Source organism: Paenibacillus piri (assembly GCF_004354045.1).
GTDB classification, from domain to species: Bacteria; Bacillota; Bacilli; order Paenibacillales; family NBRC-103111; genus Paenibacillus_S; species Paenibacillus_S piri.
Map to the genome: position 1 here is coordinate 92,457 of NZ_SMRT01000007.1, position 16,136 is coordinate 108,592.

Here is a 16,136-nt window from a genome sequence, read left to right on the forward strand (position 1 = left end):
CTCCTGTGGCCGCTATTTACTTGGCCAGCTGTACTTTTTCTTTGTCTTTTAATTGGTTTTGACCGGAAACGATTAATTGTTCCCCTTCTTTGATGCCGGAGAGCACCTCTTGGATCGTCTCATTCAGGCGGCCCAGCTCGACCTTGCGCTTCTCGGCGACGTCGCCCACCAGAACGAATACGAATGTATCGCCACCTTCTCGCACAACGCTAAGCGTCGGTACGGTAATGACCACTTCATCCTTCTCTTCGGTCAGCAATATTTGCACCTTGCTGCCCGGCTTCAGCTTCCGTTCGGCATTCGACACTTGCAGCTCCAACGAATACGATTTGGATTGAGCGCTCATGACATCGGCCAAATAGCTGATTTGCCCTTTGAGCTTGTCTTTGCTGCCCGGCACATAGAAGCCTAGTTCCTGTTTGCCGCGAATAAGCGCAGCGGACGCCTCCGTCAGTTCGGCTTTGATTTTGACCGGATCAAGCTGCTGCACCTGCGCCGCTTTAAATCCGGGAGACAAGCTCATGCCTGTCTCGATGGGAAGCTCCGTGAGCACGCCGCTGACAGGCGCCTTCAGCTCCATATTTTCCAATGTACGGTCCGCTTCGCGAACCGAAAGATTCGACGATTCCAGCTGCGTTTCGAGCTGTGACAACGAATTGGTCGACTCCAACGTTTTCAGCTTGTTTTTCGCGCTTTCCAAATCCAGCTTCAAGTTATTGAGCTGGGTTTCCATCTGATCGAGCTGATTTTTCGTAATAAGACCGGAATCATAATCATTACGTCCTTTGCTATAGCTTTTTTCGGCGTCTTTTACTGCCGTTTCCGACTTGGTTACAGCGTTTTGCAAATCGACCTTCGAATTGGCCAAATCTTCCTTCGCCTTCGTCAACTGCTGACCAGCGCTTTTAACTCCCAGCACGCCTTTTTGCTTTTGCAACGCCACGTCGGTTGGGTCCATTCTCGCAATGACCTCTCCTTTTTGTACCAGCTCTCCGCGCTTCTTATAAATTTCAAGCACATCGCCGTTTGCTTTCGTCACCACGTCCATCGTTACCGACGATACGACATCCGCCACCTGTTCCAACGGATCGCCAATCGATTTCTTCGTGATAGGGCTGACCTTGACTGTTTTCAATGCCGCCTCCGCAGCGTTAGGCTGCGGTTTGGCCGCAGGTGCCGTGCAGCCAGTCAGCAGCGCTGTGCTCAATACGACGGCCCCCATCCATTTCGTGCTATGTTTGACCGATTTCATCTTGTTTAAGTTCATTTGCCGATTCTCCTTTTCCATGTCTCTCTATTAATGAATAACCGTCGGCGTGCTAGGCTGCACGTCGGCTGGTTGAGTTTTTTTTCTGAACAATCTCGCCACTCTGCCTTTAAATCGGTCAATCATTTCATAAACGATCGGCACGATGACAAGCGTTAGCAGGGTGGAGGTCGTTAAACCGCCGATGACGACAACCGCCAGTCCTTTGGAAATGAGCGTTCCTTTCGACAGACCCAATCCAAGCGGCATGAGAGCGATAATTGTCGCGCCGGCCGTCATAATGATCGGTCTCAATCGGGTCATTCCCGCCTCGACCAACGATTCGCGTACGCTGTGCCCGCTTTCGCGAAGCTGCTGCACCCGGTCGACCAACACGATCGCGTTCGTTACGACGACGCCGATCAGCATCAAAAATCCGATAAGCGACGTAATATTTACCGACTCGTTGGTAACGAACAGCCCGAGCAACCCGCCGATCGCCGCAAGCGGCAGCGAGAACAAAATGGCGAATGGCGCGCTGCCGTTTCCAAAAGCAAGCACCATGACAAGATAAACGATAAAGATGGAAGCGCCCATCGCGATAAACATTTGCTGGAAGCTCGTTTGGATGTCATCGGTTACCCCTTTGACCTGCGTCCGTACATCGCTCGGCAGCTCGACGGTTTTGAGCGCTGCGCTTACCTTGGCGCTGACGCCCCCCTTATCGACGCTGTCGATTTTGGCGTTAACCGTCACAATCTGCTCTTCCGCTTCGCGCGTAATGGCAACCGGTGCGTCGATCTGGCGGACCTTGGCTACCTCGTTCAGGCTTACTGTCGCGCCGGTGGCGGTTTTAATCGGGAAACGCCCGATCTTGTCGACGGAATCCTTAAAGGAAGAATCCAGCATGACCTTTGTTTTAAAGGTCGTATTGTCGAACTTCAAGTCCCCGATTTTTTCTTCCGCCAGCCAGCTGTGCACCGTTTCCGTAATTTGAGCGGACGACAAGCCGTACAGCCGGGCTTTATTTTGATCGACATTAATTTCAACCTCGGTTTTCGATTCGCTGAGCGAATCTTTAATTTCGATCATTTCGGGAAATTCCTTCATCTTGGCCTTAACCAGCTCGGCAGCCGCCTTCAGGCTGTTCAAATCATCGCCCTTCAGCGCATAGGAAAAGTCTGTATTGGAACCGCCCGGCCCGCCGCCTGCGAGTACTTGCCCCTCCGCTTCGGAGCCTTTTGGCAGCGTGAATAATATTTTCTCTTTGTACTGCTTCACAACCTCTTTGGCATGGGCATCCTTGGACGCCGCTGCAAAAAACATCGTCCGGTACGGAATGCGGTCCGTACCGTTGTTATAACCGATGAGCGACTCCACGTAATCGAAGGTCGGCTGTCCGTTCGGCTCCTTCGCTTCGCGCAGCACGCCTTCAATTTCCTTGACCTTCGCATCCATCGTTTCAATGGAGGTTTCACGGGGCATTTTGATCGAAAACATCATTTGCTTATCCGCTTCGCTCTCCGGCATAAACGATGTGGACAGGAACGGCGCAGTCGATACAATCGTTACAATAAATAATATGAAGGCCAGAAGCATCGTTTTTTTGCTGTTATTAAGCGACCAAATCAACGTCTTTTTGTAGCCGGCCGAAAATTTTCCCAACGATGCTTCTTCATGATGCGCTTTGATTTTGCCTTTCATCACCATCAGCTTCGCCATCATCGGAATGACGGTTAATGCAACGATCAGTGACGACAGCAGCGCGACAACCAGCGTAATGGCAAAGGGACGGAACACCTCGCCCAACACCCCGCTGACAAATGCGATCGGTCCGAATACCCCAACCGTTGTAATGGTCGAGGATGTGATGGCCGAAGCGACCTGCGCCGTCGCCATGCGGATGACCGATTCGTTGCGTTCCTGGGCTTTTTCCAATTCGCTGTAAATATTCTCGATAACGACGATACTATCGTCGACGACCCGGCCGATCGCAATTGCCATACCGCCGAGCGTCATAATATTTAATGAAATGCCGAGCGGACCCATAACCAGCAGCGTGACCAGAATGGAGAGCGGGATCGAGACGAGTACGATGATGGTCATCCGGATATTCCGGAGAAACAATAAAATCATGATCGAAGCCAAAATGGCTCCGAGCGAGCCTTCCTGCACCATACCGTTAATCGAATGCTTGATGTCCACCGCGCTGTTGTAAATCGTATGGAACACGATGTTCGGATACTGCTCTTTCCAGCCGGCCATCAGCTTATCGGCTTCGTCGCCGAATTCAACCGCGTTGGCATTTTTGGTTTTGAACAAGTGGACGCCGATCGCCGGCTGTCCGTCCAAGCGGGAGCGGAAGGTCGATTCCGTGATCGCTTCCACTTTGGCGATCTGTCTCAGCAGCAGCGTATCGCCTGCAACCGTCGTTATTTTCATATTTTCAAGATTGTACACCGAGTTCAAATCGCTTTTGACCCGAACCATCTGGGTGTTGCCGTTAAAATCGACCGAGCCTGCGGGACTGCTCAGAAGCGCCGACTTAATGCTTCCTGAAACCTGTGCCGGCGTTAAATTGTAGTTCGTCAGCGCATTCGCATCCAGCTTCATCGTTAAAACCGCTTCCTGGTTGCCGATGGAGTCGACATGGTCGATGCCTTTGATGGATTCGAAGCCCGGCAAAATCACGTCCTTATACACTTTGTCGAGATCCTGCTGACTCATGCCGTTCTTTCCGTACACCGACAAATAATAAACCGGCTCGGACGCGAATCCGAATGTCTGTACCTTGGGCTTTTCCGCGCTTTGGGGCAGCTTTACGTTGGAGATCAAGCTCTCCACATCCCGTTTGGCGTCCTCGGATTTAATGTTATTTTCCAGCTCAATGACGATGGACGAAAAGTTGTCGCTGGAGGTGGAACTTAACGTTTTGGTGCCTTCAAGACTTGAGACCGCCTTTTCCAACGGCTTCGTAATATCTTCAAGGACATCCTTTGGAGGCGCCGTATACTGGGTGTTGATCAAGACGACCGGAAAGGAAATATCCGGGAAGCTTTCCACCTTCAGAGTGGTCGCCGTATACATACCGCCTCCCAGCAAAAGAAGGGCAATAATAATGACGGCGGTTATGTTTTTCATTGAAAATTGAGTCAACTTATTCATCTCTCTACTCCTCCATTACATTTGCTGACAACTTAGACGTAGCATTGCCTGTTAACCCTTCATTTTTTTTCATAAATTGGATTCATTAGCAGGAAAAAGCTGTTTCTTGCGCTCGTCCCACTCCTCCTCCAGCCCATCCAGACGGTCTAAAAAAATTTGATGCAGCTCCTTCATTTCGACAAATCTTCGCCTGGAGATGTCATAGGAACGACGCTCCTCCTGCTCGATTTGCTCCAAGCTGTTAAACTGCGCCAGCGTCGATTCCATCTGCTGCAAAACGCCTCTCATTTTGACGATGCTGTTCTGAACGGCCTTCATGCTGAAATCTTCCGATATGTAGTAATAATCTTTGCGGTCGCTTGCGGTCGGCAGCTTCTGGCACATCAAATGCTTCTCAAGCGTTCTCACCTGTACGCTGATCGCCGCTTTGGTGACGCCAAGCTGATCCGCCATCTCCTGCAGGCTGACCGGCTCCACAGAAAACAGCAAATACGCAAAAATCCGCCCGACCAGCGGACTGAATCCTTCATTCTCGAACGTGAGCGACATATGGTCGGTGATACGCTGCTTCAAGCCGGCATACGAATGTTGCGCTGATCTCATAGCAATCTCCTCAATTGTTTACGTTGTTGTCGTTAAGAACAATCTTAACGTTAATAACATATTTCCTTTTGAAAAAGTTGTCAATACATTTTCTGACAAATTAACAAAACATTCATAAAAGGAATAATCAACAAAAAAAACGTCCCGTCATGCTGCATGCAGCTTCTGACAGGACGGTCGGTTGTCAATGAAATCATGGTCATTTAATCGGTTGTTGAGAACCAGTCGATCTTTTTGCTCGCAAGCAGCTTCTTCTGCCCTTGGAACGAATCGTAAATGCTCAGCTTGTATGTTTTCAACGTTTCCAGTTTAAAAATAAGGTCCTGATCGCGCTCGATAATTTTAACGCCGTCATGCTTGCCGATTTTCAGCTTTGTGATCGCCGTATCCTCGCTCGAGCTTTCCGCTCCCGCATCGCTCGTGTCAAAATCTTTGAAATCGAACTCTCTTGTAAACGTCTTGTTGCCGTTCTCGTCCTCCAAGCCGATCACCAGCTTGCGGCCTTCCGTATTTGCTTCCATCAGCAAGTTTTTGGTCAGCTCATAATTGAAGGTCAGTTTCAGCTGCCCTTGCAGCAGCCATGTATTGATATGATTCATTGAGAATGTGTACGGCATCAGATCGACGTTCAGCAAATCGTCCGCGACGGTTTTGTTTTCGTCCGGCAGCCAGAAGGCGGCGGCATTGACGTAAGCATCCGGCACGGCGTCTTTTTCCGTATATTTATCCTCGGTCACAGCCTCGCCGATCATTACATGCATATTGGAGGTCGGGAAGCCTTTGGGCAGTGCAGCGGACAGGTACAGCAGCGCGGAAGAACCAGGTGCTACCTTTTTCTTAATGTCCGAAACGGCGGCCGGGTAAACCGTACCGTCAGCCGTCTTCAGCTGAGCGACCAGCTTGGACACATCGGTGAACCGTTTCTCCAGATTCGTAGCCTCCAGCTGTACGGTGAAAATATCAGCCGTATCGCCTCCATAGGTTCTGATGCTTTTCACCGAGTAGCTCGCGCTGCGGCCGACATTGGTCATTTTATGCGTTTCGCCGACATTGAGGTAAGGGACGTTCAGCAGCTCGGAGGTTTGCGCAAACTCCAGCAGCTCCTCCGCCTCATTCTCGCCGGTTTTCTCCTCCAGCACCAGCTTGACGGTTGAAAACGGGTACGTGTACGGCATTTTCCCGATAAACTGGAAGTTCGCGGAGGCGCCCTTCGGCAAGCCGATCGTCTTATCCGTCCTTATCAGCTTCGCCTCCACCTTCACCGCGTCGTCCAGCATGTAATAGCCGGTCAGCTCGGGAATCGGCAGCGCCTCCGGTCCCTTGTTCATCAGCGAAATATTGGCCGTCAAAATATCCTGATCCTCCCACGGCAAACGCTGGAACGAGTTCAGCACGGTCGTATAAGTGCCCTTCTTGTTCGTAAAATGGTACTCGATTCCCGTAGCGACCGCATCCGTGTCCGATACGGCCGGCATTTGGAAGTAAGCGATCGGCAAATTCAATTTGATATCTGCCGCCTCCTGCACGATGACGAGCTGCCAGCCGTCCGTGCTGACGGCAATAGGCACAGAGCCGGAAAGCTCGATTTCATCCTCGACAACCTGCGGATTGATCGTCAAATCTTTCTTTTTCTTGGCGTCCATAGGATACATGAACCCCTCCTTCGTGCGCAGCAAATATTGATAGCCGGGAACGACAGCCGTACGGTTGCCAATATTCTCCATCCTGAGGACGACAGTCGGCGAATAGTTTTTCTCATTTTTGGTCATGAGCACTTTTTTAATCGATGTTTTCACATCGGTGCCCGACATCGAAATCGCATGCGAGCCGCCAACCGGCGTCAACGTCGAATAATCGTCAGGTACGGAGACATCGCCGACTTTGCGTTCAAAGTTGGGCTGGCTGAAATCCCATTTGATAAACTCAAACGCCAGCTGATTGAGCTCTGTCGTCTCGTTGATGGATGCGTAAAAGTTAATATCCTGAACGGTTTTAGCCGAAATTTTGTTCTTTTCCTTATCCTGCGGCAGGATGCGCACCGAAATCTGCTCGCCGGTTTTCGTCCGCAGCCGCACCCAATAATCGATAAATAATAAATCCGTGCTGCTCTCGTTATGAACGCTAACCGTAAAGGTGACCGTTCTTCCTTTTTGCTCGGTTAGCATCATCACATTTTTCAGTTCAAAGAAGCTGCCGCCATCGATTTTAACCGTTCCAAGCGCCGGAGCGTTACCCATCGTCAAAGTGGCTGCGCCGCCGCTTGCGGGCGGCGCAGTCGTCCCTTCGGCGGCCCATGACGGGGAGGCGCCGCCGCATGTCAGTGCGGCAGCCAACAGCCATATGCAAGCCGAGTTTTTTTTCCGTTTCATGTTGTCTCTACCCTCTTCCTCCCGGAATTCCATTCGGATTATTTTGAATTTGCTGCAGCATGGCATCGCCGTCGGTTTGCCATTTTTTGAGCGCTTCGCGAACCTGCATTTTACCTTGAACGACATCATTGAATAAACGCCGTCCGATATCCTGCGCCGGATAAATATTCGGATTACTTCTGAAAACTTTGCCGTCAACCTGAGGTGCCGGCGTCAAGGTCGTGAAGGCTTCCATATGGAACTGGACGCCGTCCTTTGGCTTGATATATTTTTTGCGGGTCACGATATTATAAGAGCTGGTTGACTTCAGACGGGCCCAATCCTCGCCGTTAATAAATTTAATGAATTTCCATGCATCGTCAACATTTTGCGCTTTCGTATTGATGCCCATAATTCCGTTCATCCCGATCTGGCCGCCCACTTCAGGCGCTTCCGGATGCACAGGCATCGTGACGACATCCCAGTCGATCGGCGTAAAGCCTTTAATGCTTTGCGCGTTCTTGTTGGCGTTGTTGATCTGGCTGATTTGCCCGTAATTAATAATCGACATGGCTACACGGCCGGATAAAAAATCATCGAATTGGAACGGATTGAAATCTTCACCGCTCGCATTCATGACGCGGCTTTTCATCGCTGCGGGCTCCTGCTGCTGCGGCGTTATTTTATCCTGGGAGAGCTGAACCATCCGTTTCCATACTTTTTCCCATTGATCCGTATCAACGGTCATCTTTTCGCCTTTCTCGTCAAACATGCTCAGCTGCAGCGGAAGCGTATAAGCCTGCTGCATGGAATAAAACATATCCCCCATCGATTGCGTCGAGAACGAGAAGCCGTATTTCCGGTTGTCCCCTTCTCCCTTGGTCAACCGTTTGCCTAGATCGAACGTTTCGTCCCAAGTCATTTTATCCTTCGGATACGATACGCCCGCTTCGTCAAACATTTGCTTGTTAAAGATGAGAGCCGAAGAATTGAAGGTCGGCGCCAACGCATACAGCTTGTTGTCTCCCACCTTCTTCAAGCCGTCGATGACGGCGGGAACCATGTCCGAAGTATCGAACTTATCCTTGGTGATCATCGGATCCAGCTGCATCAGCAAATTGCCGCCGATCAAATCTTCGAGCTGCTCGTAGTTGACCATGACGACATCCGGCGGGTTATCGCCCTGCATCACTTCCTTCAGCTTTTCCATCGGATCGGCAGGCTTCTTGTTCGGATCATACCTTCCATAACGCATGCTTTCATCCGCCGTCGAAATCATTTCCAGCTTAATATTGGGGTTGGCGAACTCAAATACTTCCGTAAATTGTTGGCGGAAATATTCGTCATCCCCGTAACCGAAGCTCGTTGCTACCCGCAGCACCCGCTCCGTGTTCGTATTGCCGCTCCCGGTCTTGCTGCATGCCGAAAGCATCGGCACCATAAGACTTGTGGAAACGGTAAGCAGCATCGTTCGTTTCACCCATGTTTTCATTCAGGCACTCCTCCATGTGATTAATATTCTCTTTCGTGACACCCTTGTTAAGTAAGCGATTTGGGGGGACGGATAATGATTTTATCCCCGTCAAACTCCATTGACGCCTTGTTGTCGATCCCCAGTGCCTGCAGATAAGTTTTCGGAATTTGCAGCCGGCCGGCCCGATCCAGCACGACGTATTCCTCATGCGCTTCCTGAATCGAATGCCCGCCCGCTTCCAGCTGATCCAAATTCGGATTCCGCTTAATAAATTCCGTGCTGGTCATGCCGTCGCGAATGGCAACGACACGGTCCACCTTGCCAGCCAGCGTCATATCATGGGTGACGATAACGATGGTGACGCCCAGCTCGCGGTTCAATTTGCGGAAAATATCCATGATCATGTCGGATGTTCGCGTATCGACCGAACCGGTCGGTTCGTCAGCCAGCAGCAGCGAAGGCCGGTTGGCCAGCGAAATCGCAATCGCGACGCGCTGCTGCTCGCCGCCGGACAGCTGCTGCAGCTTGTTGCCCATCCGCTCCTTAAGGCCTACCCATTCAAGCAGCTGCTTCGCATAGGTCCGGTCATACTGCCCGCTCAGCATCATCGGCATCTCCACATTTTCCAGAGCGGTTAAATAGGGCACCAAATTGCGGGCGTTGTTTTGCCAAATGAAGCCGACGGTTTTACGTTTGTACTTGACCAGCTCGTCGTCGGTAATTTTTAGCAGGTTCCATTCCCCGACCTGAACCTGGCCGGCCGAAGGACGGTCGAGGCCGCCCAATATATTCAGAAGCGTCGACTTGCCGCTGCCGCTGTTGCCGATGATCGCCATCATTTCGCCGTCGGCCACGCTGATGTTAAGCCCTTTTAGAGCGACGACCTCGATGTCGTCGGTTTTGTAAATTTTGACGAGCTCCTCGCATGAAATCATCGCTTATTTCTCCTCCCCGAGCTTCACCGCTTGATGCACCCGCAGCCTGCGGATATGAAGGAATAACAGGCAGGCGCCGGTCAGCATCATGAAGGCTACGACGATGTAAAGCTGATCCGTATCCCGCGCATTGAATACGACCCGGAACGGCGGCACCTGCATCTTGACGTTTTCCGCAGTTTGCAGGAAAGGCAGGAACAGGTAGCTGGTCAGCTTGCCGATTCCAATCCCCAGAGCGATGGAAAGTCCGGCCGTAAAGCCCTGCTCAAGCAGCAGCATCCCGGTCAATTGCCGGCGCGACAGTCCCATCGCCCGCAGCACGCCGAACTGGACAACCCGGCTCGACAAATTGAAGAACCAGTACAGGATATAGCCGATCAGCGAGACGAGCACGGATACGAGAAAGCCGAGACTCAAAATCCCGAACACGCCGCCGCGGGCGGGATGCTTTTTCTGTGCAATCAGCTCGTTGCGCACATCCTTGACGCTTGCAATCTGAATCTGCTTCTCATTCAACGCTTCGATCAGCGGAGTCGTCTTCGCCCCCTCCTTCATCTTCAGCCACACCTCATACGGCGTCATTGGAGCCTGATCGTAAATATAGTCCAAATTCGTGATGAAAAACGGCATTTGCTCCGGATATTGGCTGGGCCAGTACGGAACGGTGGCGACGACAACAAATTCGATCAGCTGCTGCTGGACGGAGATGCTGATCAGATCGCCCGCTTTAATATGATGCTTCTCGGCAAATGAGGTCGGCACAATGGCCGCCTGTTCATACGTCCCCAACAGATTTAAATACCGGAAAGGATGCGCCTTGAACAAATCGCTGCGGAACCAGGCCACTTTGGCAAAATCGACATTATCGATACCCATCAGCATTCCCTGCCCCAGCGATTTGCCCGATACGACCACATTTCCTTTGGTCCGCAAAACGCGGGCGGCATGCTCCACGCCTTCCATTTGCCTGTAAACCTCAAAAGGAGGCTCCACATACCGCAGCTTGGGCGGCGGATCATCCATGCCGGGACCGCCGCCGCCAGGAGCGCCTCCCTGCTGCCCGCCGCCTCCCTGCGCGCCTCCGGAACCGCCGGCCGACCCCGAGCCCGAACCGGATCCGCCAGCGCCGCCGTTCTGCCCGCCGGATTGATCCTGTGGCAGCTCGTCGGAGACGCCTTCCCATACGGGCTGCAGCACGACATCCGACCCGTAGGCGTATAAAATGCGGTCGGTCGAATTCAAATCAATCGTCCGGGCGGCCGATGAATTGTATACGCCCAGTCCAAGCGTCAAAATCAATAAAAGCATGAGCGGATAATACGATTGGGCGGAACGCGACAGCTGCGTCAGCGTCAAATATACCGGCACCGGCAAAAACCTTTTGCCAATCCAATTCCAAAGGCGCAGCAGCCACGGAAATATCCGCAAAAAAAACAAGCCTAAGGCGATAATCGACAAGGCAGGTACGAAAAACAGCAGCGGATGCACCTGCAGCTGATCCGTCGTCAAGCCCGTTTGCACGGACAAAACCTGTCTTTGATCAAATAAATAGTAGCCGTAGACGACTACGCCGATCAGCAGGACGTCGAGAAACCACTTCTGCCAAAACGGCGGCTTGTCGGAACGGGCCAGCTTTTGCTTATAGCCAACGATGGACGATCTGGCAAAGACGACAGCCGGAATGACGCTCGCCATCAACGCAATCAGCACGGCGGCGGCGCCATAGAACAACGCCTCCGCCGAAACGCCGACCGGTACGGATTGGCGGTCGACGAACGTCAGAAATCCGCTTGAGGAGCCGATGCTCTTCGCCATGAACCAGCCAAGCAGCGGACCGATCAATAAGGCGGTAATTCCTAGCAGCAGTCCTTCGAGCACGTATATCCCGATAATTTGCCGCGTACTGCCTCCCCGGCTGCGCAGCACCGCAATGACGCTGCGCTGACGGTCAAGTGATTGGCGGGCATTCATGACTATATAATAGAACACCATGGCAATCATCGGCGCCGCCAATGTAAACAACATGATTTGCAGCTGCAGGCTTTGCGTTTTAAACTCTTGCAAAATGGGAATAAACGATAAATCGACTCGCGTATTTTTCAATTTTTGATACAATATGACGTCCAGCCGTTCCAGCTTCGTTTCAAGAGGCGACAGCTGACTCGTCTGAATATTCCGCAGATCGAACGCATAATACCAGTTCGCAAGGTTCAGCGGTATTTTTTTTTGCTTCAATATGTAATCTTGGAAAACCGGCTCGCTCGCAAAAAATGTATTGATAAGTCCTTCCTGGCCCTGAAACCAGTACGGATCGTCTTCGGACTTCGGCTTGACGGTGCCGGCCACCCTTAATTTCAATGGCGCAATGCCCAGCCCGCCGCTGATCGGATACGAAAATACGTCGCCGACATGAATGTCGTTGCGGTACATCGCTTCTTCCATCATGACCACGTCCACAACGCCTCCGGACATCGCATCCGCGAACCAGTTACCCTGGGCAAGCTCCGCATGCTCCTTCAGACTGTTTTGCGACATCAACGTCATTTGCCGCTTCTTGCTCGGATCCACCTTCTGCGGATCGTCCGGCGTAAGCTGGGCGGCGCGAATGGAATAGCTCTTGACGTAGGTTTGATACGGGAAAGCAATTTCTTTGGGAAGCTCGTTCTGAATATATTGATCGGCATCGGCCAATGCATCGAGCTCCGCCTTATCGCTGCCCGCCGCCTGAAAGCGGATCAGCACGGAACCGGCCGGCAAGCCGCCGTTTTTCTCCTGCAGCGACTTCGTAACGACTCTTTTCAAAGAGCCGTCGGCATACATCGGAATGCTTGTCGTAAAAGCTACGGCCATAATCAAACCAAGCAGTGAGCTGACGGTCAGCCAGCGCGTATTCCACATTTTACGGAATAAAAAACGAAGCATCGGCATCGACATCAGCGGCCCACTACTTTCTGTCCCGGCGTCAAGCCTTTAATGATTTCGACGTCGGTAGCGGTTTGCTGGCCGATTTCCACGTCCACTTCCTTCTTGTTCCCCTGCTCGTCGACGACCTGCACATAGTTGCGTCCGGAATAGGAACGAAGCGCGGCAAGCGGAATCAACACGGCCTTCTCTTTTCGCTGAGTAATAATCGAAACGCTGAGCGGCGCTCCCCGGTTTAAGCCTTGAGGCATTTCATCCAGTTGTACGACGAGGTAGTTGTCGATCGTGTCGATCGGCTTCGCTTGGTTGTTTCCCCCCTGATTGCCCTGGTTTCCGTTATTGCCGTCATCTTCCTTCGGAACCGGAAGCTGTGTTACCTTCCCCTTATGCTGACCGGCTCCGTTAATATCGACGACCGCCTCCATGCCGACGGATACTTTTTTCAAGTCATCCTGGTTTAAAGTCGCCACTACCGTCAGCTGCGCCAAGTCGGCAATCGTCGCGACAACGCCGTAAGCCTGGGCCGAGTCGCCCTTTTTCATATAAAGGGTAACAATCGTGCCGGCAAAAGGCGCCTTCAGCTTCGCATTGGCAATCGTCTCTTCGAGCTTGTTCAATTCTTCGCGCTTCAGCTCAAAATCAATTTTGGCCTGTTCCAGCGATTCCGCGCTCATTTCATCGGCCTTGCGCAGCGATTCGATCATCGCAAGCTCGTCCTTGCGCGTCTGCAGCCTTTGCTGCTTCAGCTTGCTCTCCTGCTCGGTCACATCCAGCTCGGCGATAACCTGACCCTGCTCGACCTTGTCCCCCGTTTTTACATTCATCGCTTTGATGCGCCGGTTCGCTTCATCGGTAAAATACAAATCTTCCTCTTTGGTCGCCATCATTCTGCCGGAGCCGCGCACCTTCGTTTCCAGCGTATCGGTCTTTACGACGTACTCCGGTTTTTTGGACAGCTTCGGAGGGGTGATCGCAGGCAGCGTCTCCTCTTCGTCTTCCTTAGGAAGGATCGAGCATCCGGAGCTGACGGCCATTACGGAGGCCATGCAAATAATAAACAGCATTCTCGCCGATCTTCCGGGAGTCCGGTGAATGTATGCGCGTTGTGCAGGCGGTTCATTGTTCCGTTCGCTGTTGTCTCCTGAATTATTGGATTGAAACCGCTCCAGCAGCGGTAAAAATCCGGTTAAAAGGGCAAGCGCGGACGCTTCTCCGGAACGATTCCGGCCTCTCCGCTTCTTGCCGGCTGAATTTCTAGCCGTTAATAAATTTTCCATCCACCATTTCGAATACATGGTCGGCAACCTCCATAATTGTCGGATCATGTGTTGTCATACAAATCGTAACCTGCTCAGTTTGAATAATATCGCGAAAAACGGCCATCACCTGTGCCCCCATCTGCGAATCGAGCTCCGCAGTCGGCTCGTCGGCCAGCAGCAGACATGGACGGTGAGCTATCGCCTTGGCAATGGCCACACGCTGCTGTTCTCCGCCGGACAGCTCGAACGGACGGTGATGCATCCGCTTGCCCAGCCCGACCAGTTCCAGGCAGTGAGCGGTTCGCCGTTTCCATTCGGAACGCGGCACCTCGGCCATACGAAGCGCCAGCTCCACATTTTCCCAAGCCGACAGCAACGGCATCAGCGCAAACGATTGGAAAATGAAGCCGATTTCCTTGCGTCTGATTTGCGTGCGCTGATCGTCACCGCTTTGGTGAAAAGCATGCCCCATAAATACAATCTCGCCCTTATTGGGCTGATCCAGGCCGCCGATCATATTAAGCAGCGTCGTCTTCCCCGAGCCTGAGCGTCCCTTTAACATGACAAGCTGCATCGGGTACAACGCCATATCGATCCCCTTCAGCACATGCAGCTGCCCGCCCCCTACGGGAAAGGAACGCTCCACACCGGAAACGGTGAGCAGCGGCTTCGTCTCGTCCCAAGCACGGGGCTTAAACAGCGGACCTTTGCCGATCGATTTCTCCTCCTCCGGCTGCTGAACGGCCTGCCGGCTCGACCCGGCGTCGTCAGACGGCTGTGCGTCTGATGTCGAAACAGCTTCCCGCCGCTCCCCTGTCGAATCTGAAACCTGCGTTGATCCGGCGGTTTTATTTTTTGATCGCAGCCAGCCTATCATCTCTATCCCCCTGCCTGATGTGCTCTTTAAGTCCGGTGAAAAAATGCCCGCTGCGCGGACGGATCATGGCCGGACGCTGTTGCCCCTGAGATCTCAGGGAGCCGTCCCGGCGGTCGAAATTTGGAAAATAACGGAAGATGCCTTCCGTATCTTATGTATAATGCCGTTCGCAGCGCCGCTAATTCACAGGACTTCTATGATCTATCAGCTTCAATCCGTTTCCCCATTATAGACGATGCTTAAGCGCAAAAAGTTACAAAAAATTATCAACAAAATATAACTTTTACACGATTTCACATCATTTGGACGACTTATGTACGTTTTGTTTGTTTTGGTATATAATTACTTTTGTAATAATAATTACAATGTCAGGAATGATCGAAAGCGATGGCCAGAACGAAAAAAACAACCCCCGCCAAACAGCATGTCATCTCCGTCCGGGTGGACGATTTAACGCTGCAGGCAATGGATCTGCTTGTCGAAGCCGGCCTCGCCCAGAGCCGCTCTGAAGCGGCTACGCAGTTCGTGCGCTGCGGCGTTGCGTCCAGCGAAAGCTTGCTGCTGCGGGCAAAAGGCTTGGCCGAGCATGTTCGCTCGCTGCGCCGGGACATGCTCGAGGCCGTCAAGGAACGCGATATCGCCCGTGTGCAGGAATTGCTCGAAGCTGACGCGGGACTGGCGAACGCGCGGAATGAGCGGGGCGAAACGGCTGTGCTGCTGTCGGCCTACTACCGCGCTGCGGAAATTAAACAATTGCTGATCGAGCGGGGCGCCGAGCTGACGCTTTATGAGGCGGCGGCAATCGGCGATCTGGAGCTGGTCAAGGCGCAGCTTGCCGCGGCGCCGCGGCTTCTTGACAGCCACAGCCCGGACGGCTTTACCCCGTTGGCGCTGGCCAGTCATTTCGGCCATGCGGAGGTCGTGTCGTTCCTGCTCGAACGGGGAGCGCAGCCCGGCCTGCTCGGCCGGGACGGCCGGCTCAACAACACCGCATTGCAGGCCGCCTGCGCCGGCCAGCATGCGGCAATCGTGCAGCTGCTGCTGGCGCGCGGCGCCGATGTCCGGCAGCCGGCCGAAGGCAGCATCCGGGCGGGCTTCACGCCGCTGCATGTGGCCGCGGGCCGCGGCAATATCGCCATCGCGGAGCTGCTGCTCGTCCATGGCGCGCCGCTCGACGCGCGCAAGGCAGACGGGCAGACGCCGCTCGCCTACGCGCGGCAGCAGGGCAAGACCGCTATGGCGGCATGGCTGCGCGAGCGCGGCGCGGGCGAATAGCCGCAGCGGCGGCACATCGTGATGCGGCTATC

10 protein-coding genes are annotated in these 16,136 nt (G+C 52.9%); 1 reads left to right on the forward strand and 9 read right to left on the reverse strand.

Translation table 11 applies throughout. The features are described 5' to 3' along the window. Window positions 1–16: 16 nt before the first annotated feature. The 9 genes from E1757_RS16125 to E1757_RS16165 form a co-directional block, all read right to left on the reverse strand. Entirely contained in the window at window positions 17–1,267 is a 1,251-nt protein-coding gene (locus E1757_RS16125) for an efflux RND transporter periplasmic adaptor subunit (protein ID WP_133229883.1), read from the reverse strand. Between the two features lie 30 nt (window positions 1,268–1,297). Further along, the gene (locus tag E1757_RS16130; protein WP_133229885.1) at window positions 1,298–4,411 is read right to left on the reverse strand and encodes an efflux RND transporter permease subunit; all 3,114 of its coding nucleotides are present in this window, start codon (window positions 4,409–4,411) and stop codon (window positions 1,298–1,300) included. Window positions 4,412–4,480: 69 nt separating this feature from the next. Then, window positions 4,481–5,014, reverse strand: a complete 534-nt coding sequence (locus E1757_RS16135) for a GbsR/MarR family transcriptional regulator (protein WP_133229887.1) — start codon at window positions 5,012–5,014, stop codon at window positions 4,481–4,483. Window positions 5,015–5,217: 203 nt separating this feature from the next. Further along, window positions 5,218–7,383 carry a hypothetical protein gene (locus tag E1757_RS16140; protein ID WP_133229889.1) on the reverse strand — a complete coding sequence of 722 codons (2,166 nt, stop codon included), beginning with the start codon at window positions 7,381–7,383 and terminating at the stop codon, window positions 5,218–5,220. Window positions 7,384–7,390: 7 nt separating this feature from the next. After that, on the reverse strand, window positions 7,391–8,854 hold the full coding sequence (locus tag E1757_RS16145; protein ID WP_133229891.1) for an ABC transporter substrate-binding protein: 1,464 nt from the start codon (window positions 8,852–8,854) through the stop codon (window positions 7,391–7,393). 47 nt (window positions 8,855–8,901) lie between these two features. Further along, on the reverse strand, window positions 8,902–9,771 hold the full coding sequence (locus tag E1757_RS16150; RefSeq protein ID WP_133229893.1) for an ABC transporter ATP-binding protein: 870 nt from the start codon (window positions 9,769–9,771) through the stop codon (window positions 8,902–8,904). Window positions 9,772–9,774: 3 nt separating this feature from the next. After that, the gene (locus tag E1757_RS16155) at window positions 9,775–12,699 is read right to left on the reverse strand and encodes an ABC transporter permease (protein ID WP_133230241.1); all 2,925 of its coding nucleotides are present in this window, start codon (window positions 12,697–12,699) and stop codon (window positions 9,775–9,777) included. Window positions 12,700–12,704: 5 nt separating this feature from the next. After that, window positions 12,705–13,757 (reverse strand): efflux RND transporter periplasmic adaptor subunit, encoded by a 1,053-nt coding sequence (locus E1757_RS16160; protein ID WP_425464848.1) that lies wholly within the window; start codon window positions 13,755–13,757, stop codon window positions 12,705–12,707. A 190-nt stretch (window positions 13,758–13,947) separates the two neighbouring features. Then, window positions 13,948–14,829 carry an ABC transporter ATP-binding protein gene (locus E1757_RS16165; protein ID WP_246079222.1) on the reverse strand — a complete coding sequence of 294 codons (882 nt, stop codon included), beginning with the start codon at window positions 14,827–14,829 and terminating at the stop codon, window positions 13,948–13,950. Between the two features lie 387 nt (window positions 14,830–15,216). On the opposite strand from E1757_RS16165, the gene E1757_RS16170 reads away from it, so the two are divergent. Continuing rightward, complete coding sequence (locus E1757_RS16170) at window positions 15,217–16,104, forward strand: ankyrin repeat domain-containing protein (RefSeq protein WP_133229895.1); 888 nt, start codon at window positions 15,217–15,219, stop codon at window positions 16,102–16,104. Window positions 16,105–16,136 lie beyond the last annotated feature (32 nt).